Origin of the sequence: Streptomyces sp. NPDC023838 (assembly GCF_040639555.1) — a bacterium.
Taxonomy (GTDB): domain Bacteria; phylum Actinomycetota; class Actinomycetes; order Streptomycetales; family Streptomycetaceae; genus Streptomyces.
In genome coordinates this window covers 325,098-345,974 of record NZ_JBFAAD010000002.1, presented here as the reverse complement: position 1 = coordinate 345,974, position 20,877 = coordinate 325,098, and the positions used below count along the sequence as shown (strand labels likewise).

The window sequence follows — 20,877 nt, the reverse complement described above, 5'->3', positions numbered from 1 at the left end:
ACAGCACGCTGCGCCGGACGGGCGATATTTCAACGGCCCGTCCGGCGCTGCTCCGTCGTTTCGCCGTGCGGGTGTGAAAGAGAGTCAGATGAAAGGTCAATTTATATGACAATCTGACTCAAAGGAACGCGCATGTCTGCCTCCTCCCCTCCGCGCCCCACCGTCCGCCGCCCGGCCGTCACCGCCGCCACGGCCCTCGCCTTCGGGCTCACGGGAGCCGCCCTCGCGCCCGCCGCACACGCCGCCCCCGGCGACAACGGCGACGTGAAGATCCACAACCTGGGCACCCCGTTCACCGACCAGCGCAATGAGCCCAAGGTCTGCGGGTTCTACCTCGACGGGTTCAACTTCGACAAGGGCCAGAACATCAGCTGGTCCATCCAGACGCAGCCCCTCAGGGCGGGCGGCGCGGCCCTCAGCGGCACCATCGCCCTCCCCACCGGCACCGGCCACACCCTGCCCCTCTCCCTCCCGGACGGGCAGTACAAGCTCACCTGGAACATCGTCGGCGGCAACGGCGCGGGCAAGCACAAGGTCTTCAGGGTCGACTGTCCCCCGGACGGCAGCGACGGCCTCCACGGCGGCCCCCACGGCGGCCCCCACGGCGGGCCGAACGCCGGCGGCGGCGGGCTGGCCGGGACCGACGGCTTCACCGACGGCGTCTCACCGGCCGCGGGCATCGCGGCCCTCGGCCTGGTCGGGGTCTCCGGGGTGCTCTTCCTCCGGCGGCTGCGCCGCCGCCCCCATGGCGCCGCGTAGCGGTTCCCCCAGGCCCTTCCACCGCACCCGCGCCTACCGGCTGACGCGGACGGCGGCGCTGGCCGCGAGCCTGGTCGTCGGCGGCGTCTGGTGGGCCCAGGACGACGGGTCGGTCGCACCGGTCGCCATGGGCGCCGCGGGGGCCGGGGGCGCGGCGGCGCCCTCGGCCCCCACGGGGGCCGACGGGGACAAGCAGCCCCCGGGGGCGCCCGCGAGCCCGGCCCGCCAGGCCCCCGCCGGGCGCGGCGGGTTCACCGGGTCCACGGCGGCCGCCCGCCCGCCCAAGCCGCTGCCGCCGTCCCGGGCGACCGGCCTCGCCATCCCGTATCTGAGCCTGAAGGCGCCGGTCGTCGGCCTCGGGCTCGACCCGGAGCTGCGCCTGGCCACCCCGCCGGTCGACGACCCCAAGCTGGTCGGTTGGTACCGGGGCGGTCCCACCCCGGGCGAGACCGGCACGGCCGTCGCCGTCGGCCACCGCGACACCCGCACCGGGGCCGCCGTCTTCGCCAACCTCGCGGTGCTGAAGCCCGGCAGGCTCGTCGAGGCCCGGCGCGCCGACGGCCGGGTCGCGGTGTACACGGTGGACGCGGTCCACAAGTACGACAAGGCGCGATTCCCCAACGAGGAGGTGTACGGCCCGCGCAACCGGCCGGAGCTGCGGCTGATCACCTGTGGCGGCAAGTTCGACCACAAGAAGGGGTACGCGAGCAACATCGTGGTCTTCGCCCACCTGACCGCCGTCCGGGGCGCGGGGCGCACCGCATAGCCTCCTCCTGGCACCCGGGGACCGGCCGGGGTCCGGGACTGGCCGGGTGGCCCCTGGTGCCGGAAAACTACCGGCGCTAGTTTGGGTCCCCGGACCCCGGGCCCAAGCCCCTGGGTTCAGGTCCCAGGCTCAGGCCCCCAGGCTCAGGAGGAGTGCGATGAACGCCCACGACGGGATGTACATAGGCGGGCGGTGGACGCCCGCCGCGGGCGGCGACACGATCGCCGTGGTGAACCCGGCGGACGAGCAGGTCATCGCCCACGTCCCGGCGGGCACCGCCGAGGACGTCGACGCGGCGGTGCGCGCGGCCCGCGCGGCGCTGCCGGGCTGGGCCGCGACCCCGCCCGCCGGGCGCGCCGCCCTGATCGCCGCCCTGCGCGACCGGCTCGCCGCCCGCAAGGACGAGATCGCGGCGACGGTGACCGCCGAACTCGGCGCGCCCGAGCAGTTCGCCCAGCAGGTACATGTCGGCCTGCCGATCGCGGTCGCCGGTTCGTACGCCGAACTCGCGGCCGCGTACGGCTTCGAGGAGCGGATCGGGAACTCCACGGTCTTCCACGAGCCGGTCGGCGTGGTCGGCGCGATCACGCCGTGGAACTACCCGCTGCACCAGATCGTCGCCAAGGTGGCTCCCGCCCTCGCGGCGGGCTGCACGGTCGTGCTCAAGCCCGCCGAGGACACCCCGCTCACCGCGCGGCTCTTCGCCGAGGCGGTGCACGAAGCCGGGCTGCCCGCCGGGGTGTTCAACCTGGTCACCGGCCTCGGCCCGGTCGCGGGCCAGGCGCTCGCCGAGCACGAGGGCATCGACCTGGTCTCCTTCACCGGCTCGACGGCCGTGGGCCGGCAGATCGGCGCGACCGCGGGCGCGGCCGTCAAGCGCGTCGCCCTGGAGCTCGGCGGCAAGTCCGCCAACGTCATCCTGCCCTCCGCCGACCTCGCCAAGGCGGTCGCCGTCGGCATCGCCAACGTCATGAACAACTCCGGGCAGACGTGCAGCGCCTGGACCCGGATGCTGGTCCACACCGACCGGTACGAGGAGGCGGTCGAGCTCGCCAGGGCCGCCGTCGCCAAGTACCCGGCGGGCGACCGGGTCGGCCCGCTGGTCAGCGCCAAGCAGCGGGAGCGGGTGCGCGGCTACATCACGAAGGGCGTCGAGGAGGGCGCACGCCTGGTCGCGGGCGGCCCCGAGGCCCCGCTGGAGCAGGGCTACTACGTGGCGCCGACCGTCTTCGCGGACGTCGAGCCCGGCATGACCATCGCCCAGGAGGAGATCTTCGGCCCGGTCGTCTCGCTCATCCGGTACGAGGACGAGGACGACGCGCTGCGGATCGCCAACGGCACGGTGTACGGGCTCGCGGGCGCGGTCTGGGCCGGTGACGAGGCCGAGGCGGTCGCCTTCGCCCGCCGGATGGACACCGGGCAGGTCGACATCAACGGCGGCCGGTTCAACCCGCTGGCCCCCTTCGGCGGGTACAAGCAGTCGGGGGTGGGCCGCGAGCTCGGCCCGCACGGTCTGACCGAGTACCTCCAGACCAAGTCCCTCCAGTTCTGACGCCCGTCGGAACCCCTGAACCCCTGAACCCCTGAACCTCTGAACCCCTGAACCCCTGCATCCGGGAGCAGCATCGTGGTCCGCGCCGCAGTCCTTCCCTCCGTCGGCTCCCCGCTGGAGGTCACCGAGATAGAACTCCCCGAGCCCGGCCCCGGCCAGGTGCGGGTCCGCCTCGCCGCCGCCGGGGTCTGCCACTCCGACCTGTCGCTCTCCAACGGGACCATGCGCGTACCGGTCCCCGCCGTCCTCGGCCACGAGGGCGCGGGCACGGTCGTCTCCGTCGGTGAGGGGGTGGTCTCGGTGGCTCCCGGCGACGGCGTGGTCCTCAACTGGGCGCCCTCGTGCGGAAGCTGCCACCCGTGCTCGCTGGGCGAGGTCTGGCTCTGTGTGAACGCGCTGACGGGCGCGGGCGCGGTGTACGCGCGCACGTCCGCCGGGACCGAGCTCCACCCCGGCCTCAACGTCGCCGCGTTCGCGCAGGAGACGGTGGTGGCCGAGAACTGTCTGCTGCCGCTGCCCGAGGGCATCCCGCTCACCGAGGCCGCCCTGCTCGGCTGCGCGGTGCTCACCGGCTACGGGGCGATCCACCACTCGGCGAAGGTGCGCGAGGGCGAGACGGTCGCGGTGTTCGGCGTCGGCGGCGTGGGTCTGGCCACCCTCCAGTCGGCCCGGATCGCGGGCGCGTCGCGGATCGTCGCGGTCGACGTCTCCCCGGCCAAGGAGGAGCTCGCGCGGCGGGCGGGCGCCACCGACTTCGTGCTCGCCTCGGAGACGACCGCCAAGGACATCCGCAAGCTGACCGGCGGCCACGGGGTGGACGTGGCCGTGGAGTGCGTCGGCCGCGCGGTGACCATCCGCACCGCCTGGGAGTCCACCCGGCGCGGCGGGCGCACCACGGTCGTCGGCATCGGCGGCAAGGACCAGCAGGTCTCCTTCAACGCCCTGGAGATCTTCCACTGGGGCCGTACGCTCTCGGGCTGCGTCTACGGCAACAGCGACCCGGCCCGCGACCTGCCGGTGCTCGCCGAGCACGTCCGGGCCGGGCGCCTGGACCTGGGCGCGATGGTGTCCGAGCGGATCGGGCTCGACGGGATCCCGGCCGCCTTCGACAACATGCTCGCGGGCAAGGGCGGCCGGGCGCTGGTGGTGTTCTGACGCGTACGACCGGTGGTGTTCTGACGCGTACGACCCGTGGTGTTCTGACGCGCCCTAGCGGGCGTCCGCCACGGCGGTCACAGGGGCGCACCCGCTCTCCGGTTCCGTACGTTCCGTACGGCGCCGGGGGCGGGAGCGGGAGACCGCCACGCCCGCCAGGCAGAGGCCGCCGCCGAGGAGGGTGAGCCACGCCGGGACCTCGTCCAGGACCAGCCAGGACATCAGCACCACGAGCGCGGGCACCACATAGGTGGTCGCCCCCATCCGGCCCGCCGTCGTACGGGCCAGGGCGTACGCCCAGGTCGTGAAGGCGAGCGCGGTCGGGAAGACGCCCAGATAGACCATGTTCAGGGTCGCCGGGAGCGGCGCGTCGGCGGCGTCCGCCACCAGCTGCCCGCTGAACGGCAGACAGGCCACGGCTCCCACCAGGCAGCCGAAGAAGGTCACCTGGAGCGCGCTGCCGTGGGCGAGCGCGGGCTTCTGCGCCACGACACCGGCGGCGTAGGTGACGGCCGCGAGCAGGCACAGCGCCACCCCGAGCACATTGGCGCCGCCGTCGCCGGACATCGACAGCCCGACGGCGACCGCCCCCGCGAACGAGACGCCCATGCCCGCCACCAGCCGGGGCGGCAGCCGCTCCCCGAGGAAGCGGGCGCCGAGCAGCGCGATGAGGATCGGCCCGATGTTGACGACCATCGCGGCCGTCCCCGCGTCGACCTGCTGCTCGCCCCAGTTGAGCACCACCATGTAGAGGCCGAACCACAGCAGCCCCGAGACGGCTATGCCCCGCCAGGCCGCGCGTGGCGGCAGGCCTTCGCGCCGGACGGCGAGGAGCACGCCGAGCACGGCCGTGCCCGCGAGCAGACGGCCCAGGGCGAGCGCCCCGGGGGAGTAGGCGTCACCGGCGCTGCGGATCGACACGAAGGCCGAGGCCCACATCACCACGGAGAACCCGGCGGCGGCGAGGGCGAGGCGTTCCGGACCGCGCCCGGTGTGCGAGGAGTTGGTCATGTGCCGACGGTACGGCGGAAACCGTTCGGCGCTCACCGAATGATCCGCCGCCGCCCCGGGCGGCCCTCTTCAGCGGCCGGCCCTCCTCAGCGCCCGGCCCGCCCCGCCCGGCCCTCCGCCGCTCCCGGGCCACCGGTCACCGGTCACCGGTCACCGGTCACCGCAGGCTCGTCTTCTCGATCCCGAGCAGTTCGCCCAGGGCCTCCTCGCCCTTCGGCGTCACCCGCACCGCCCGCTCGGAGCCGATCCGTACGCACCACTCGGCGTCCAGCGCGTGTGCGCACAGCACCGCCCCGGCCACCCCGGCCAGATGGGGGCGGCGCTCGGTCCAGTCCAGGCACGAGCGCACCAGCGGGCGCTTGCCCTTGTGGTCGAGGGTGAGCCCCAACTCCCCGTACCAGCGCACCCCTTCGCGCGTCAGCGCGAACCCGGCGTCCTGGGTGATCAGCCCCCGTACCGTCATCGCGTCCGTGACGGCCATGCCGAGGCGGCCGGCGAGATGGTCGTAGCAGGTGCGCCCGCGGGCCATGGCGCTGCCCGCGGACGCGGCGCGAAGGGTGCGCGGCGGCGTGGGCGCGCTGCGGGACGCCAGCTCCTCGACGAGGTGGGCGACCCCGTCGTCGGCCAGGCGCACATAGCGGTGCCGCCCCTGGCGCTCCTCGGAGAGCAGCCCGCCCGCCACCAGCTTGCCCAGGTGCTCACTGGCCGTGGAGGGGGCGACCTTCGCGTACCGCGCCAGCTCGCCGGCCGTCCAGGCCCGGCCGTCGAGCAGCGCCAGACAGAAGGCCGCCCGGGTCTCGTCGGCGAGCAGCGCGGCGAACGCGGCCAGTCCGGATCCCGTCGTGGTTGTCATACCTCCAGGATGCCGCCGTCACCGTTCGGCTGGGGCCGAACCGTGCGCGGCGGACCGGCGAGGGCGGCCGGGCAGCGCGTCGTACTGCGTCTGGAGCCCGTCGAGCAGCGCCCGCAGCCCGGTCTCGAACGCACCCTCGTCGATCTCCTCCTGGCGCTCGGCCAGCAGATGGGCCTGGCCGAGGTGGGGGTAGTCGGCCGGGTCGTAGGCCGTCTCGTCGTCCACGAAGCCGCGGGCGAAGGAGCCCAGGGCCGAGCCCATGACGAAGTACCGCATCAGCGCGCCGATGTGGGTGGCCTGCGCGGGCGGCCAGCCCGCCGCGACCATCGCGCCGAACACCGCGTCGGCGAGCCGCAGGCCCGCCGGGCGGCGGCCGGGGCCCTGGGCGAGCACCGGGACGATGTTGGGGTGGCGGGTGAGGACCGCGCGGTAGGCGACGGCCCAGTCGTGCAGCGCGGTGCGCCAGCCCCGGGCGCCGTCCGCCCCGAACGTGGCCGGGTCGAACATCGACAGGTCGACCTGTGCGGAGGTCGCGTCCGCCACCGCCTCCAGGATCTCGTCCTTGGTGCGGAAGTGGTTGTAGAGGGAGGGCCCGCTGACGCCCAGCTCGGCCGCGAGGCGGCGGGTCGAGACGGCCGCGAGCCCCTCGGCGTCCACGAGCGCGCTCGCCGCCGCGACGATGCGGTCGTGGCTGAGGAGGGGCTTGCGCGGTCGGGCCATGCGGCACATAGTAGGCCTGCCCACAGAAAACTAGCAGTGGTAATTAAACTTGGGGTGCGATCGGCATGAACCTGGAGCTGAGCGAGGAGCAGGCCGCGGTGCGGCGGCTCGCCGAGGACTTCGTCGCCCGCGAGGTCACCCCGCACGCCGTCGCCTGGGACCGCGCCGAGAGCGTCGACAAGTCGATCGTGAAGAAGCTGGGCGCGCTCGGCTTCCTCGGGCTCACCATCCCCGAGGAGTACGGCGGCTCCGGCGGCGACCACCTGGCGTACTGCCTGGTCACCGAGGAGCTCGGGCGCGGCGACTCGTCGGTGCGCGGCATCGTCTCCGTCTCGCTCGGCCTGGTCGCCAAGACGGTCGCGCACTGGGGCACCGAGGAGCAGAAGCGGGCCTGGCTGCCCCGGCTCACCTCCGGCGAGGCGCTCGGCTGCTTCGGGCTGACCGAGCCCGGGACCGGCTCGGACGCCGGGAACCTGATCACCCGGGCGGTCCGGGACGGCGACGACTACGTCATCAACGGCTCCAAGATGTTCATCACCAACGGCACCTGGGCCGATGTGGTGCTGCTCTTCGCCCGCACCAACGACACCCCCGGTCAGCGCGGCGTCTCCGCCTTCCTGGTGCCGGCCGACACCCCCGGCCTGAGCCGCCGCCCCATCCACGGCAAGCTCGGCCTGCGCGGCCAGGCGACCGCCGAGGTGATCCTCCAGGACGTGCGCGTCCCCGTGGGCGCGCTGCTCGGGCCGGAGGGCAAGGGCTTCTCGATCGCCATGTCCGCGCTGGCCAAGGGGCGGATGTCGGTGGCGGCGGGCTGCGTCGGCATCGCCCGGGCGGCCCTGGACGCGGCGGTCGCGTACGCCGGGCAGCGCGAGCAGTTCGGCCGGTCCATCGCGCACTACCAGCTGGTCCAGGAGCTGATCAGCGACATCTCGGTGGACGTGGACGCGGCCCGGCTGCTGACCTGGCGGGTCGCCGATCTCATCGACCGGGGCGAGGAGTTCGCCACCGCCGCCTCCAAGGCGAAGCTCTTCGCCTCCGAGGCCGCCGTGCGCGCGGCCAACAACGCCCTTCAGGTGTATGGCGGTTACGGCTACATCGACGAGTACCCGGTCGGCAAGCTGCTGCGCGACGCGCGCGTGATGACGCTGTACGAGGGCACCAGCCAGATCCAGAAGCTGATCATCGGCAGGGCGGAGACGGGCGTCTCGGCGTTCTGAGCTTTTCCGAGTCCCCAGTCCCCAGTCCCCAGTCCCCAGTCCCGTGTCCGGTGTCCCGAGTCCCGTGGAAGAACGTAGGGAGTTCTGAGTACGCCCTGAGTACGTGAGCGGATGTGGCGCCGAACACATCCGTCGCATCCTGTGCGCATGAGTGAGACTCCGGTCAAGCAGCAGAACACGGCCGCGTACTACGGACAGGCCGTCGCGTCCTTCGCCGTCGCCATCAGCGCCACGGCCATCGGCATCACCCGGCTCCACGCCGACGCCTGGGTGCGTGCCTTCCTGGGCATAGCCGTCCTCTACCTCGTCACCTCCGCCTTCACGCTCGCCAAGGTGGTCCGCGACCGCCAGGAGGCCGGGCAGATCGTCAGCCGGGTCGACCAGGCCCGCCTGGAGAAGCTGCTGGCCGAGCACGACCCGTTCCAGAAGCTCTGAGAGCACGGCTCTAAGCGCTTGCTCACCTTCGGGGTATGGTGTTCGTCCGAAGGAAGGGGCAGGCGATGGACGCGGCAGCGCAGACGGTGGGCGGCGAGGACAAGCCGTGGGGCGAGGTCACGCCCGAGGCCGCCCGGAGGCTGCTCGTCGCCGCCGTCGAGGCGTTCGCGGAGCGCGGCTACCACGCCACGACGACGCGTGACATCGCGGGCCGCGCCGGGATGAGCCCGGCCGCGCTCTACATCCACTACAAGACCAAGGAAGAGCTCCTCCACCGGATCAGCCGGATCGGCCACGACAAGGCCCTGGAGATCCTGGAGACGTCGGCGGACGCCGGCGGCACCGCCGCCGACCGGCTCGCCGACGCCGTGCGCTCCTTCGTACGGTGGCACGCGGGGCACCACATGACAGCCCGTGTGGTCCAGTACGAACTCGACGCGCTGGGCCCCGAGCACCGCACCGAGATCGTCGGCCTGCGCCGCCGCAGCGACGCGGCCGTCCGGCGCATCCTCAACGAGGGTGTGGCAGCGGGCGAGTTCGACGTTCCGGACGTCCCCGGCACCACGCTCGCGGTCCTGTCGCTCTGCATCGACGTGGCGCGCTGGTTCAACACGGAAGGCCGCCGCACGCCGGACGAGGTGGGCGCGCTCTACGCGGATCTGGTGCTGCGGATGGTGGGGGCCCAGCCGAAGTAGCGGGCCGAGGGCCCGCTCAGAAGAAGTACCGCGACACCGACTCCGCCACGCACACCGGCTTCTCGCCGCCCTCGCGCTCCACCGTGACCTTGGCGGTCACCTGGACCCCGCCGCCCGCCTCCACCACGTCTGTCAGGACCGCCGTGGCGCGCAGGCGGGAGCCGACCGGGACCGGGGCCGGGAAACGGACCTTCTCCGTGCCGTAGTTGATGCCCATCTTCATGCCCTCGACGCGCAGCACCTGCGGCACCAGTGCCGGAAGGAGCGAGAGCGTCAGATAGCCGTGCGCGATCGTCGTGCCGAACGGGCCCGCCGCAGCCCGGGCCGGGTCGACGTGGATCCACTGGTGGTCGCCGGTGGCGTCGGCGAACAGGTCGATGCGGTGCTGGTCGACCTCCAGCCAGTCGCTGTACCCGAGCGGCTCGCCCACTCCGGCCTTCAGCTCGTCGGCGGAGGTGAAGATCCTCGGCTCTGCCATGCCCGGTTCCTGCCTCTCTCGCATGTTTCGGCTGCCTTTGCGCCTCCACTGTCCAAGCGCTTGCTCAGCATGCTGGGGGCGGTGCCCGCTGTCAACGGTGATCGCACCCGAGCAGTAGGGTTCGAGGAGTGCCGCAGATTCCAGAGAAGGTCCATGAGCTCACGGTCGGTCAGCTGTCCGCCCGCAGCGGGGCCGCCGTTTCCGCCCTGCACTTCTATGAGTCCAAGGGCCTGATCAGCAGCCGCCGTACCTCGGGCAACCAGCGCCGCTACAGCCGTGACGTGCTGCGCCGGGTCGCCTTCGTACGGGCCGCCCAGCGTGTCGGCATCCCGCTGGCCACGATCCGGGACGCCCTCGCCGAACTCCCCGAGGAGCGCACCCCGACCCGCGAGGACTGGGCGCGGCTCTCCGAGACCTGGCGCTCCGAACTCGACGAGCGCATCAAGCAGCTGAACCGGCTGCGCAACCATCTGACCGACTGCATCGGCTGCGGGTGTCTGTCGCTGGAGACCTGTGTCCTGTCCAACCCGGACGACATCTCCGGCGACCGCCTCACCGGCTCGCGGCTGCTGCCCGAGCGCAAGAAGACGCGGGCGGCGGCCGACATCGCGCCCGACGCCGCTTCGTGCGAGGCGTGCTAGCCGTACGGGAAGCGGCCCTCGCCTCCGGGAAGCCGCCGTCCTGACAGCGCGGGGGCGGAAGGCGCGGCCCCACGGCCGCGTCCGCCCCCGCGTGTCTCATGCCACCGATGCCAGCTCTTCGCGCCGTACCGACTTGGCGCGCACCAGCGCCTCGGCGGTCAGCACCGGCTGCGGCACCAGGATTCCGCAGCCGGTGCAGACCGGGCCGCACCACGGGTCGTGGGCCAGGTCCCGCTGCCACACCAGCCGCTGCCCGCCGCACACCGGGCAGCCCGCGCCCGGCACCGTGCGCAGGGCCGCGATGATCCGGCCGAGCACCTCGGCCAGCGGCTGCTCCGGATGCACCGACGGGTCGTCGCACCAGGCGACCCCGAAGCCGCCCCAGGTGCGCCGGTGCCAGTCGTCGAAGGAGCCGGGGATCCGCAGGCCGGCGTGTTTCTCGCGCTTCCTGCGGGCCGCGAACTCCGCTTCGTATCCGAGCCAGACGGCCCGCGCCGCCTCCAGCTCGTCGAGCGCGGCCACCAGCCGCCCCGGATCGGGTGCCCGGTCCTCGGGCCCGATGCGGTGCCTCGCACACAGATGGTCCCAGGTCGCCCGGTGTCCATAAGGGGCGAACCGCTCAAGACACTTGCGCAGTGAGTATCGGCGTAGCGCGAGATCGTTCCCTGGGTCGCGCACCTGTCTCGCAAGGCTGCGGAAACCAGCCATGGCCCTGCCACCTCCGTCGCTCGTACTTCGGCGAATGCTCGGCGTCGAGGAATGGACGTACGGCTACCCGATCCGGCTCCATCGAAAATCCGATGGGCCCCATCAGACGGCGCTGACCGGAATACGTCGCACACCCCCCGTGTGCTCCGAGCGCCCCACCCCGGGCGCCCCCGCCGCGCGGTCCGCTCCTCGCCCGGTCCGCCCGTCGCTCATCAACGCCCGTCGCCTGTGGGGATTCCGGGAAGGTCACGCACGTTCGGGAAAGGTGACGTGTGTTCATCTTCCCTCCGGCGGTACCCCTCAGTAACCTCCGCCGCATCGGTCCTCTCTAGGAGCACGCATGCGACGATCCACCGCACGGCTCAGAACCGCCACCGCCGCCACCGTGATCGCCCTCTCGGCCGCCCTGCTCGCCCCCCTCAGCCAGGCCGGCGCCGCCGAACCCCCCAACAGCGACTACTGCCTGGGGCGGTGCGGCGACATCCTGCCGCCCGGCGAGAACGGCAACGCCACCCTCGTCGAGATCCTCGGCAACAAGGCCTTCGGCACCCACCCGGCACACAGCGACGACCAGCTCGGCAAGTACGACGCGCTCGTCGCCGGCCAGTCCTCGCTCACCGACGACAAGCTCAACTCCTTCTTCAACGACGCCTCGTTCGGGGTGCCCAGCGGCCAGGTGGCCTCCACCAGCGCCCCGCGCCCGGACGTCACCATCACCCGGGACAAGGCCACCGGAGTCCCGCACATCAAGGGCACCACCCGGTACGGAACCGAGTTCGGCGCCGGGTTCGCGGCCGGCCAGGACCGGCTCTGGCTGATGGACCTGTTCCGGCACATCGGGCGTGGCGAGCTCACCTCGTTCGCGGGCGGCGCGCTCGCCAACCAGGGCCTGGAGCAGGAGTTCTGGCCGCAGGCCCCGTACACCGAAGCCGACCTCCAGTCCCAGGTCGACCGGATCCGCACCACCAACGGCCCGCGCGGCGAGCAGGCGATGGCCGACGCGCAGGCGTACGTGGACGGCATCAACGCCTATGCCAAGCAGTCCAAGGACGGCCGGTACTTCCCCGGTGAGTACGTCCTCACCGGCAAGATCGACGCCATCACCAACGTGGGCGAGATCCAGCCGTTCAAGGTCACCGACCTGATCGCGCTCGCCTCCGTCGTCGGCGGGCTCTTCGGCGGGGGCGGTGGCGGCGAGGTGCAGGCCGCGCTCTCGCTCCAGGCCGCCCAGGCCAAGTACGGCGTCGCCGAGGGCACCAAGGTCTGGGAGTCCTTCCGTGAGCGCGACGACCCCGAGGCCGCCCTCACGATTCATGACGGCACCAGCTTCCCGTACGCCACCAAGCCCGCCAACGCGCGCGGTACCGCGATGCCGGACCCCGGCACGGTCGTGCCCGAACAGCTCGTCTACGACCGGACCGGCTCGGCGCTCACCAAGGCCAAGGCCGATGTGCGCGTGCCCGAGCGACTGAAGCCGCTCAAGGGCATCTTCGACAACGGCGCGCTGCCCGGCTTCGACATCGGCAAGCCGCGCGGGATGTCCAACGCGCTGCTCGTCTCCGGCAGCCGGACCGCGAGCGGCAACCCGGTCGCGGTCTTCGGCCCGCAGACCGGCTACTTCGCGCCACAGCTGCTGATGCTCCAGGAGATCCAGGGCCCGGGCATCAGCGCCCGGGGCGCCTCCTTCGCCGGTGTCGGCATGTACGTCCAGCTCGGCCGGGGCCAGGACTACGCCTGGTCGGCGACCTCCGCGGGCCAGGACATCACCGACACCTACGCCGTCGAGCTGTGCCAGGACTCCGCGCACTACCTCTACCGGGGCGTGTGCACCCCGATGGAGAAGCTGGAGAAGACCAACGCCTGGAAGCCGACCACCGCCGACAACACGGCCGCCGGCTCCTACCGGATGCAGGTCTGGCGCACCAACTACGGCCTCGTCTCCGCCCGCGCCACGGTCGGCGGCAAGCAGGTCGCGTACACCTCACTGCGCTCGACCTACCGCCACGAGGCCGACTCGATCATCGGCTTCCAGATGTTCAACGACCCGACGTACGTCAAGGACGCGGCCACCTTCCAGCAGGCGGCCCAGCACGTCGACTACGCCTTCAACTGGTTCTACGCGGACTCCCGCACCGCCGCCTACTACAACAGCGGCAAGAACCCGGTCCGCGACCCCGACGTCGACCCGTCGCTGCCGGTCGCGGCCGACCGCGCCTACGAGTGGCAGGGCTTCGACCCGGCGTACAACACCGCCGACTACACCCCGCCCGCCCAGCACCCGCAGTCCGTCGGGCAGGACTACTACATCTCCTGGAACAACAAGCAGGCCAAGGAGTACACGGCCGCCGGGTTCGGCAACGGCTCGGTGCACCGGGGCAACCTCCTCGACGACCGGGTGAAGGCGCTGGTCGCGCAGGGCGGGGTGACCCGCGCCGCGCTCACCCGGGCCATGGCGCAGGCCGCCGTCACCGATCTGCGCGGCGAGGACGTGCTGCCCGAGCTCCTGAGGGTCATCCGCAGCGCCCCCGTCACCGACCCGCAACTCGCCGGCGCCGTCCAGCAGTTGGAGTCGTGGAAGGCTGACGGGACCCAGCGCCGCGAGAGCGCGCAGGGCTCGCACACCTACACCCACCCCGAGGCCGTGCGGCTGATGGACGCCTGGTGGCCGCTGATGGTCGAGGCCGAGTTCCGGCCGGGGCTCGGGGACGGGCTGTACTCGGCGCTCACGTCGAACCTGTCCACGGACGAGGCGCCGTCGGCCGGGCACGGTCCGACCGGGTCGCACGCCGGATCCTCCTTCCAGTACGGCTGGTGGAGCTACGCCGACAAGGACCTGCGTACGGTCCTGGGGGAGCCGGTGCGGGGGCCGCTGGCCCGCGCGTACTGCGGCGGCGGCAAGCTCGACGCCTGCCGTGACACTCTGCTCGCCACGCTGAGGCAGGCCGCCTCTAAGACGCCCGCGCAGGTCTATCCCGGCGACGGCGGTTGCGCGGCGGGCAACCAGTGGTGCGCCGACTCGATCGTCCAGCGGCCGCTGGGCGGGATCGCGCAGAACGCGATCAACTGGCAGAACCGGCCGACGTATCAGCAGGTCGTCGAGTTCGCCTCGCACAGGTAGCACCCACGGCCGCGGGCCGGGTCAGACGCAGCCGATCCGGCCCGCGGCCAGCACCACCCTCGCCAGCTCCGGGTGGCAGATGTCGCTGTGCGCGCCCGCCGGGGGGCCGCCGGAGCGGACCACCGACTCCGCGTTCACGCTCACGCACCCGGAGTCCGGCACCCCGTCCCGCAGCACCTCCGCCAGGGTCAGCTCGGTGCACGGGGCCACCGACTGGATGCCGTCGTGGCCGATCGCCCACCAGCGGCGGTCGAGCTCCAGCAGCCCCTGGTAGTCCCCGGCGAGCTTCGACGCCAGCGGGTAGATCACCCCGAGGGCGGTGTCGAAGCGCGAGTAGCAGGAGACCACCGGGCCGTCCACGCGCCGCTGCAGCGCCGCGAGCGCGCCCGCCCCGGCGAGCCCCGACGGCAGCCGCTCGGCGAAGGCGTAGTGCGAGAAGGCGCCTTCGAGCAGGGTCACCGACTTGATGTTGCGCGCCCCCTCCGGCAGCCCCTTCAGGGCGAACGCCACCAGCCGTCCGCCCTGGCTGTGCCCGACCAGATGGACCCGCATCGTGGGTCTGGTCCGGGCGAGCTCACCGAGCAGCGGCCCGAGCCCGAGCTGGCCGATCTTGCCGGAGCGGCGCTTCATCTCGTAGTACGTGGTCTGGCGCAGCACCTCCTTGGCGCCGTCCCACAGGTGCCTCAGCGAGTTGCCGAGCGAGAACGAGGGGCCGGGCGGGCCCGGTTCGACGCGCATGCCGGTGTCGGACAGGGCGAGGGTGAACGCGCGGCACAGCCCGAGCGTGTCGTCCGTGAGGAGCGCCGCGCCGCCCCCGCCGTGTTCCACGGTGTCGGCCGCGAAACCAGACGATTCCACGTCATCGGCCACCAACTCCCGGGTGAGAAGCCCGAATTGGCGGAATGCCTCCTCCGCGTCCGGCTGTTCGTCGAGCAGCCGGGCCAGCGCGTCGACGGTCACCTCCTGCCCCGGGAACGCCCGCTTGAGCGCGTCCACGGTCGCCGCGTCCAGGCCCGCGCCGGGCTGTGCGGTCAGGGAGGTGTGCGGGAAGTTCGGGATCTGCTCGTCGGCGAAGCGGATGGAGGGCCAGACGATGCCCGCGTACCCGAGGCGCACCCGCGCCCCGGCCGGGCCCGCCCCGGCCAGCAGGCCGGGGAAGGGGGCGAAGAAGTGGCGGTAGAGGGCGGTCGCGACCGACGGGGTGTTGTTCCAGCCGTGCGCGAACATCACCAGATCGGTGACGTCCAGATCCGCGAGGGCCGCGTGCTGCGCCGGGGACGCGTCGCCGTCCGCGTCGAAGGTGATCTCCCGATATGGCTCGACTCCGATGTCCGCCATGGCGTGGCCCTCCGGTCCGTTCGCTGACGATGGGGCGGGGCTGAGGCCTCACATCGTCCCGCCGGACCGGAGGGCTGACCATACGCAGGACATCGCAGAACGGTGGTGATCGGGGGAGGTCAGAGCCGGTGCGCCGCCGTCACCCGGTGGAGGTGCACCAGTACGTCGAACGAGGGCCCGAGCCGCACCTGATCGGCGTCCTGGGGCCAGGAGTTGCCGATGAACCGCGTCGGCCGGAAAACGCCCAGCCAGTCCTTCGCCGGGTTGGCGACCTTGCGCAGATCGACGTAGTAGTCGCGCGGCGAGACCCGCTCCAGGACCTCCTCGTTGCTGCCCGGCCCGGGCGGCCCGACGGTGAACTCACGGATCGGCTCGGCCGGGTCGTTCAGGTCGAGGGCGTTGAACGAGCCCTGCCCGAAGGTGAATCCGATGTTCATGTACGCGGAGCCGACCGCTTCCCGGATGAAGGCGCCCTGGAGCTTCGGGTACTCGCCGCCGAGCGTCGGGGCGTATCCGACATGGCCGTTGTGCGCGGAGAGCAGCATCTTGTGCCCGGTCTGGCGCTGCCACCACACGGTGTTCTCGGCCATCACCCGGTCCCGGTAGAGCCGGGACTCCTTGAGCTGGGCGTCGTCGAAGAAGTCGAACGCCCACATGGCGCCGGTCTGGGCGATGGTGCGCGCGTACTGGAGGATCCAGGCGTGCTCCGCCCGGTCGGGTCCGGGGCGCTGGCGCAGCAGCAGGTCGTAGGCCCGGCGCACCTCGTCGCACTGGCGCCTGCGCTCGGCGAGGGGGAGCTTGAGCCTGCCGCTCATGGTGTCGCCGACGCCCGCGGTGGGCCGGGAGTCCTTGTAGAGGGCGGTGATCCGGGGCAGCAGCGCGGGGTAGCGCTTCGCGGTGTACGCGGTCACCTCGTCGAAGAGCTCCGGGCCCGCGTACCCCATGTCGTCGCCCATGAACTGGACCTTGCGGCTGTGGTGCAGGTTGTAGCCGCGCATCCAGCGGATCAGGTCCAGGTACTCCCGGGTCTGCCACATCGTGTACGAGCTCTGGAACTCCTCGCGCACGATCCGCTCGGGGTCGCCCTCGCCGCGCAGCACATAGGCGTTGACGCGCATCCCGGAGGACCAGGCCGTCTCCAGCGCGAAGGTGGTGAAGCCCTTCTTCTCGACGAGGTACTGGAACACGCGCTGCTTGGTCGCGAAGAACTCGTGCGAGTTGTGCGTCGCCTCGCCCAGACCCACGATGTCGGCCGCGCCGACCATGCGGCCGAGCGGGCGCAGGTCGTCGAGGGGCTCGGCCGAGCGCGCCAACTGCCTTTCCGGAGACGGTGGTTCGGCCGCCCGTGCTCCCGGGACGGCCGCCGTGAACACGGCGAACGTCAGACCGATCAGCAGGAGTAAGGCCTGGCGCGGGCGGTGGTGTGTGTCGTGGAACAGATGCATGGGCCCAGCCTGTCGGCCGGGCGCGGGCCGGGCCCATCCCGCCAGCCACCGTCCGCCCTGGGGGGTTTTCCCCCGTCCCCTCACCCTCACCGGTACAGCAGATACCGCGCCCGCGTCGCGCGGAACGCCCTGAGCCGGTCCTGCCAGGCGCTCGCCACGTCGTCGGTGTCCGCGCCGGCGTCGATCAGGGTGCGGACCGACGCCGAACCGGTGAGCTTGTCGATCCAGTGGTCCGGCCGCCAGGCGAAGCCGCTCCACACCTTCTTCGCCGTCACCAGCAGAGCGACACCGGTGCGCACCGGGTCGTACGACTCGCGGTCGTGGACGTGGAGCTGGACGCCGCCGACGGTCTTGCCCGGGAACTTGGAGAAGGTGGGCGTGAAGTACGCCTCGCGGAGGCGGACCCCGGGCAGCTCCAGGGCGTTGGCGGCGGCCGCCCACCGCCCGTCGATCCCCTCGGCGCCGAGCAGCTCGAACGGGCGCGTGGTGCCGCGCCCCTCGGAGAGGTTGGTGCCCTCGAACACGCAGGTGCCCGCGTAGACGAGCGCCGTGTCCGGGGTCGGCATGTTGGGGCTCGGCGGCACCCACGGCAGCCCCGTGGCGTCGAAGAAGCCGTCACGCCGCCAGCCCGTCATCCGTACGGTCTCCACCCGGACGCGCCCGCCCAGGAACTCGGCGTCGAAGAGCGCGGCCAGCTCGCCCACCGTCATCCCGTGCGCCTGGGCGATCGGCTCGCGCCCGACGAACGTCGCGAACGCCTTGTCCAGGACGGGCCCGCTCGCCGCCCGGCCGGTCACCGGGTTCGGCCGGTCCAGGACCAGGAACCGCTTCCCGGCGAGGGCGGCCGCCTCCATGCAGTCGTAGAGCGTCCAGATGTACGTGTAGAAGCGCGCGCCCACGTCCTGGATGTCGAAGACCACCGTGTCCACGCCCGACGCGGTGAAGACGGCGGCGAGCGCCGGCCCGCTCACGCCGTACGTGTCGTACACCGGCAGCCCGGTCGCCGGGTCGTCGTAGCGCCCCTCGGAGCCGCCCGCCTGCGCCGTGCCCCGGAAGCCGTGCTCGGGCCCGAACACCGCCGTCAGGTTCACGCGCGGGTCGGCGTGCATGACGTCCACGATGTGCCGGACGTCCGGGGTGATGCCGGTCGGGTTGGTGACCACGCCGACCCGGTGGCCCTCCAGCGCCCGGTAGCCGCCGGCGGCCAGCCGGTCGAAGCCGGTGCGGACGGGCCCGCGGGAGTGGTGGGCGGGGGCGGGGGAGGCGGCCGCTCCGGTGACCATCGCGCCCGCCACCGCCACTGTGCCCGTCCCCGCCAGCAGGCCCCGTCTGGACAGGCTCATCGGCGTACCTCCCGGGCCGCTCGCGGTGTCCTGGCCACGCACGCTAGCGCGCGGGCGCGCGAGGGGGAACGAGCCGCACGGGACGGTTCGCCGCGGCCCCTTCCGTCCGTACGTGGCGGGCCCCTTCCATCCGCACATACCGACTGGTTAGTCTGCTCATCAGTCGGCATGTGGAGAGGCGGATTCTCGATGGGTTCGGTCCAGGACGTCCAGGGCGCGGCAGTGGTGGTCACCGGGGCGGGCGGCGGCATCGGCGCCGCGCTCGCGCGCAGATTCGCGGCGGAAGGCGCCCGGGTCGTGGTCAACGACCTCGACGAGGCCAAGGCCCGCAGGACCGCCGAGGAGATCGGCGCGATCGCCGTCCCGGGCGACGCCTCCGGCGTCGTCCCGCTCGCCCGCGAGGCGCTGGGCCAGGCGATCGACGTCTACTGCGCCAACGCGGGCCTGGGGTCGGGCGGTTCCGAGGCCGCGCCCGAGGACGTCTGGGCGGCCGCCTGGGACGTCAATGTGATGGCCCATGTCCGAGCCGCCCGCGAGCTGCTGCCCGAGTGGCTGGAGCGCGGCGGTGGCCGGTTCGTGTCGACCGTGTCGGCGGCCGGGCTGCTCACCATGATCGGCGCGGCCCCGTACAGCGTCACCAAGCACGGCGCCCTCGCCTTCGCGGAGTGGCTCTCGCTCACCTACCGCCACCGGGGCGTGCGGGTCCACGCGATCTGCCCGCAGGGCGTGCGCACCGACATGCTGGCCGCCACCGGCTCGGCCGGGGACCTGGTGCTGGCGCCGACCGCTATCGAGCCCGCGGCCGTCGCCGACGCGCTCTTCGAGGCGATGGCCGAGGAGCGGTTCCTGGTGCTGCCGCACCCGGAGGTCGCCGGCTTCTACGGCGCGCGGGCCGGCGATCCGGACCGCTGGCTCACCTCCATGAACCACCTTCAGCAGAAGTGGGAGGCGAACGGCGCATGACCTCCCTGTACGCGGCCAAGCCCTGGCTCGGGCAGCTCACCGAGGCCCAGCGGGCCCCGGTCAGCCCGCCCCCGAGCGTCGTGCACGCCTTCCGCGCCGCCGTCCTGCGCGCCCCCGAGCGCACCGCGCTCGCCTACTTCGACGGGCGGCTCAGCTACCGCGAGACCGACGCGCTCTCCGACTCCGTGGCCGGCCACCTCGCCGCCCGGGGCCTCCAGAGCGGCGACCGGGTCGCGATCATGCTCCAGAACACCCCGCACTTCGTGATCGCGCTGCTCGGGGCCTGGAAGGCGGGCGCGACCGTCGTCCCGCTCAACCCGATGTACAAGTCGGCCGAGGTCGGGCACGTCCTGGCCGACGCCGAGGCCGCCGCGCTGATCTGCTCCGACCGGGCGTGGGAGGCGTATCTGCGGGACACCGCGGCCGCCTCGCCGGTCCGGATCGCGCTCACCGCCTGCGAGCTCGACCTGCAGAGCCGCGACGACGCGCGCGTGCTCGCCTTCGAGCGGCTGCCGCGCCCCGCCGACACCGACGACCTGCTGGCCGTCGCCCGGCAGGGCCTGCCCGCCCCGGGCGGGCGCGAACCCGCCCCCGACGCCACGGCGCTGATCAGCTACACCTCGGGCACCAGCGGCCCCCCCAAGGGCGCCATGAACACCCACGCGGGCATCACCTACAACGCCGAGCGCCAGCGCACCGGCCACCCGGTCCCCGAGGGCGCGGGCTACTTCGCGCTGGCCCCGCTCTTCCACATCACCGGCATGGTCTGCCAGCTCGCCGCGTGCGTCGCCAACGCGGGCACGCTCATCCTGGCCTACCGCTTCCACCCGGGCGTGGTGCTCGACGCCTTCGCCGAGCACCGCCCCGCCTACACCGTGGGCCCCTCCACCGCGTTCATGGCCCTGGCGGCCGCCCCGGGCGTCACCCGCGAGCACTTCGACTCCTTCCGGGTGATCTCCTCGGGCGGCGCGCCGGTACCGCCCGCGCTCGTGGAGAAGTTCCGGGCGGCCTTCGGCCCGTATCTGCGCAACGGCTACGGACTGACCGAGTGCACCGCCCCGTGCGCCTCGGTGCCGCCGGAGCGGGAGGCCCCGGTCGACCCGGTCTCGGGCACGCTCTCGGTCGGCCTGCCCGGCCCGGAGACGGTCGTACGGATCGTCGACGAGGAGGGCGAGGAGGTGGACTTCGGCGAGCAGGGCGAGATCGTGGTGCGCGGCCCGCAGGTCGTGCCCGGCTACTGGCGCCGCCCCGAGGCCACCGCCGAGACCTTCCCGGACGGCGAACTGCGCACCGGCGACATCGGGTTCATGGACCGGGACGGCTGGCTGTACGTCGTCGACCGCAAGAAGGACATGATCAACGCGTCCGGCTTCAAGGTGTGGCCGCGCGAGGTCGAGGACGTGCTCTACGGCCATCCGGCGGTGCGCGAGGCGGCCGTCGTCGGCGTCCCCGACCCGTACCGGGGCGAGAACGTCAAGGCGTACGTGAGCCTGCGCCCCGGCGCCGAGGCCACGCCCGCCGAGCTCTCCGCGTACTGCGAGGAGCGGCTGGCGGCGTACAAATATCCCCGGCAGGTCGAGGTGCTCGCGGAGCTTCCCAAGACGGCGAGTGGGAAGATCCTCAGGCGGGAACTGCGTTCCCGCCACTAGAACGGCGTGAAACCAACGGGTGGACCAGGAG

At 72.8% G+C, this 20,877-nt stretch carries 19 protein-coding genes; 11 read left to right on the top strand and 8 right to left on the bottom strand.

The window, feature by feature from the left end:
• The first annotated feature begins 132 nt into the window (after positions 1–132).
• The 4 genes from AB0G17_RS03865 to AB0G17_RS03850 all read left to right on the top strand — a co-directional run bounded on the left by AB0G17_RS03865 (position 133) and on the right by AB0G17_RS03850 (position 4,232).
• On the top strand, positions 133–759 hold the full coding sequence (locus AB0G17_RS03865) for a hypothetical protein (RefSeq protein ID WP_361375159.1): 627 nt from the start codon (positions 133–135) through the stop codon (positions 757–759).
• The gene (locus AB0G17_RS03860; RefSeq protein ID WP_361375157.1) at positions 746–1,525 is read left to right on the top strand and encodes a class F sortase; all 780 of its coding nucleotides are present in this window, start codon (positions 746–748) and stop codon (positions 1,523–1,525) included. Before AB0G17_RS03865 ends, AB0G17_RS03860 begins: the two co-directional genes overlap by 14 nt.
• A gap of 157 nt (positions 1,526–1,682) precedes the next feature.
• Entirely contained in the window at positions 1,683–3,077 is a 1,395-nt protein-coding gene (locus tag AB0G17_RS03855; RefSeq protein ID WP_361375155.1) for an aldehyde dehydrogenase family protein, read from the top strand.
• A 72-nt stretch (positions 3,078–3,149) separates the two neighbouring features.
• The gene (locus tag AB0G17_RS03850; RefSeq protein ID WP_361375340.1) at positions 3,150–4,232 is read left to right on the top strand and encodes a zinc-binding dehydrogenase; all 1,083 of its coding nucleotides are present in this window, start codon (positions 3,150–3,152) and stop codon (positions 4,230–4,232) included.
• A gap of 54 nt (positions 4,233–4,286) precedes the next feature.
• Here AB0G17_RS03850 and AB0G17_RS03845 read toward each other — a convergent pair whose 3' ends face one another.
• The 3 genes from AB0G17_RS03845 to AB0G17_RS03835 form a co-directional block, all read right to left on the bottom strand.
• On the bottom strand, positions 4,287–5,243 hold the full coding sequence (locus AB0G17_RS03845; protein ID WP_361375153.1) for a DMT family transporter: 957 nt from the start codon (positions 5,241–5,243) through the stop codon (positions 4,287–4,289).
• Between the two features lie 157 nt (positions 5,244–5,400).
• A complete protein-coding gene (locus AB0G17_RS03840) occupies positions 5,401–6,096 on the bottom strand; it encodes a winged helix-turn-helix domain-containing protein (RefSeq protein ID WP_361375151.1) in 696 nt (231 codons plus the stop codon).
• 18 nt (positions 6,097–6,114) lie between these two features.
• On the bottom strand, positions 6,115–6,816 hold the full coding sequence (locus tag AB0G17_RS03835; protein ID WP_361375149.1) for a TetR/AcrR family transcriptional regulator: 702 nt from the start codon (positions 6,814–6,816) through the stop codon (positions 6,115–6,117).
• A gap of 65 nt (positions 6,817–6,881) precedes the next feature.
• Between AB0G17_RS03835 and AB0G17_RS03830 the strand changes: the two genes are divergently transcribed.
• The 3 genes from AB0G17_RS03830 to AB0G17_RS03820 all read left to right on the top strand — a co-directional run bounded on the left by AB0G17_RS03830 (position 6,882) and on the right by AB0G17_RS03820 (position 9,163).
• The gene (locus AB0G17_RS03830) at positions 6,882–8,033 is read left to right on the top strand and encodes an acyl-CoA dehydrogenase family protein (RefSeq protein WP_361375147.1); all 1,152 of its coding nucleotides are present in this window, start codon (positions 6,882–6,884) and stop codon (positions 8,031–8,033) included.
• A 147-nt stretch (positions 8,034–8,180) separates the two neighbouring features.
• Positions 8,181–8,468: a YiaA/YiaB family inner membrane protein gene (locus AB0G17_RS03825; RefSeq protein WP_361375145.1), complete on the top strand. Its 288-nt coding sequence runs from the start codon at positions 8,181–8,183 to the stop codon at positions 8,466–8,468.
• A 65-nt stretch (positions 8,469–8,533) separates the two neighbouring features.
• Positions 8,534–9,163, top strand: a complete 630-nt coding sequence (locus AB0G17_RS03820; RefSeq protein ID WP_361375143.1) for a TetR/AcrR family transcriptional regulator — start codon at positions 8,534–8,536, stop codon at positions 9,161–9,163.
• Between the two features lie 16 nt (positions 9,164–9,179).
• Here the strand turns inward: AB0G17_RS03820 and AB0G17_RS03815 are convergent, their stop codons facing one another.
• A complete protein-coding gene (locus tag AB0G17_RS03815; protein WP_361375141.1) occupies positions 9,180–9,641 on the bottom strand; it encodes a MaoC family dehydratase in 462 nt (153 codons plus the stop codon).
• Between the two features lie 128 nt (positions 9,642–9,769).
• On the opposite strand from AB0G17_RS03815, the gene soxR reads away from it, so the two are divergent.
• Positions 9,770–10,282, top strand: a complete 513-nt coding sequence (soxR, locus tag AB0G17_RS03810) for a redox-sensitive transcriptional activator SoxR (RefSeq protein WP_361375139.1) — start codon at positions 9,770–9,772, stop codon at positions 10,280–10,282.
• A 96-nt stretch (positions 10,283–10,378) separates the two neighbouring features.
• Here soxR and AB0G17_RS03805 read toward each other — a convergent pair whose 3' ends face one another.
• Entirely contained in the window at positions 10,379–10,990 is a 612-nt protein-coding gene (locus tag AB0G17_RS03805) for a hypothetical protein (protein WP_361375137.1), read from the bottom strand.
• 340 nt (positions 10,991–11,330) lie between these two features.
• Here AB0G17_RS03805 and AB0G17_RS03800 point away from each other — a divergent pair, with 340 nt between their 5' ends.
• Positions 11,331–14,108 (top strand): penicillin acylase family protein, encoded by a 2,778-nt coding sequence (locus AB0G17_RS03800; protein WP_361375135.1) that lies wholly within the window; start codon positions 11,331–11,333, stop codon positions 14,106–14,108.
• Between the two features lie 21 nt (positions 14,109–14,129).
• On the opposite strand, the gene AB0G17_RS03795 is transcribed toward AB0G17_RS03800, so the two are convergent.
• The 3 genes from AB0G17_RS03795 to AB0G17_RS03785 form a co-directional block, all read right to left on the bottom strand.
• A complete protein-coding gene (locus tag AB0G17_RS03795) occupies positions 14,130–15,446 on the bottom strand; it encodes a serine-threonine protein kinase (RefSeq protein WP_361375133.1) in 1,317 nt (438 codons plus the stop codon).
• Between the two features lie 119 nt (positions 15,447–15,565).
• Entirely contained in the window at positions 15,566–16,891 is a 1,326-nt protein-coding gene (locus tag AB0G17_RS03790; protein ID WP_361375131.1) for an erythromycin esterase family protein, read from the bottom strand.
• Between the two features lie 86 nt (positions 16,892–16,977).
• Positions 16,978–18,234 carry a DUF1343 domain-containing protein gene (locus AB0G17_RS03785; protein WP_361375129.1) on the bottom strand — a complete coding sequence of 419 codons (1,257 nt, stop codon included), beginning with the start codon at positions 18,232–18,234 and terminating at the stop codon, positions 16,978–16,980.
• Between the two features lie 189 nt (positions 18,235–18,423).
• Here AB0G17_RS03785 and AB0G17_RS03780 point away from each other — a divergent pair, with 189 nt between their 5' ends.
• Entirely contained in the window at positions 18,424–19,197 is a 774-nt protein-coding gene (locus tag AB0G17_RS03780) for an SDR family oxidoreductase (RefSeq protein WP_361375127.1), read from the top strand.
• Positions 19,194–20,846, top strand: coding sequence for an AMP-binding protein (locus tag AB0G17_RS03775; RefSeq protein ID WP_361375125.1), 1,653 nt, complete (start codon positions 19,194–19,196; stop codon positions 20,844–20,846). Before AB0G17_RS03780 ends, AB0G17_RS03775 begins: the two co-directional genes overlap by 4 nt.
• Positions 20,847–20,877: the final 31 nt, after the last annotated feature.

What these genes read in the sequence shown, in the direction of transcription:
- AB0G17_RS03820 (WP_361375143.1), top strand. Translation starts at nt 8,534, where the DNA reads ATGGACGCGGCAGCGCAGACGGTGGGCGGCGAGGACAAGCCGTGGGGC.
- AB0G17_RS03815 (WP_361375141.1), bottom strand. Translation starts at nt 9,641, where the DNA reads ATGGCAGAGCCGAGGATCTTCACCTCCGCCGACGAGCTGAAGGCCGGA.
- AB0G17_RS03830 (WP_361375147.1), top strand. Translation starts at nt 6,882, where the DNA reads ATGAACCTGGAGCTGAGCGAGGAGCAGGCCGCGGTGCGGCGGCTCGCC.
- AB0G17_RS03785 (WP_361375129.1), bottom strand. Translation starts at nt 18,234, where the DNA reads ATGAGCCTGTCCAGACGGGGCCTGCTGGCGGGGACGGGCACAGTGGCG.
- AB0G17_RS03860 (WP_361375157.1), top strand. Translation starts at nt 746, where the DNA reads ATGGCGCCGCGTAGCGGTTCCCCCAGGCCCTTCCACCGCACCCGCGCC.
- AB0G17_RS03835 (WP_361375149.1), bottom strand. Translation starts at nt 6,816, where the DNA reads ATGGCCCGACCGCGCAAGCCCCTCCTCAGCCACGACCGCATCGTCGCG.
- AB0G17_RS03855 (WP_361375155.1), top strand. Translation starts at nt 1,683, where the DNA reads ATGAACGCCCACGACGGGATGTACATAGGCGGGCGGTGGACGCCCGCC.
- AB0G17_RS03845 (WP_361375153.1), bottom strand. Translation starts at nt 5,243, where the DNA reads ATGACCAACTCCTCGCACACCGGGCGCGGTCCGGAACGCCTCGCCCTC.
- AB0G17_RS03865 (WP_361375159.1), top strand. Translation starts at nt 133, where the DNA reads ATGTCTGCCTCCTCCCCTCCGCGCCCCACCGTCCGCCGCCCGGCCGTC.
- AB0G17_RS03805 (WP_361375137.1), bottom strand. Translation starts at nt 10,990, where the DNA reads ATGGCTGGTTTCCGCAGCCTTGCGAGACAGGTGCGCGACCCAGGGAAC.
- AB0G17_RS03790 (WP_361375131.1), bottom strand. Translation starts at nt 16,891, where the DNA reads ATGCATCTGTTCCACGACACACACCACCGCCCGCGCCAGGCCTTACTC.
- AB0G17_RS03800 (WP_361375135.1), top strand. Translation starts at nt 11,331, where the DNA reads ATGCGACGATCCACCGCACGGCTCAGAACCGCCACCGCCGCCACCGTG.
- AB0G17_RS03780 (WP_361375127.1), top strand. Translation starts at nt 18,424, where the DNA reads ATGGGTTCGGTCCAGGACGTCCAGGGCGCGGCAGTGGTGGTCACCGGG.
- AB0G17_RS03775 (WP_361375125.1), top strand. Translation starts at nt 19,194, where the DNA reads ATGACCTCCCTGTACGCGGCCAAGCCCTGGCTCGGGCAGCTCACCGAG.
- AB0G17_RS03825 (WP_361375145.1), top strand. Translation starts at nt 8,181, where the DNA reads ATGAGTGAGACTCCGGTCAAGCAGCAGAACACGGCCGCGTACTACGGA.
- AB0G17_RS03840 (WP_361375151.1), bottom strand. Translation starts at nt 6,096, where the DNA reads ATGACAACCACGACGGGATCCGGACTGGCCGCGTTCGCCGCGCTGCTC.
- AB0G17_RS03795 (WP_361375133.1), bottom strand. Translation starts at nt 15,446, where the DNA reads ATGGCGGACATCGGAGTCGAGCCATATCGGGAGATCACCTTCGACGCG.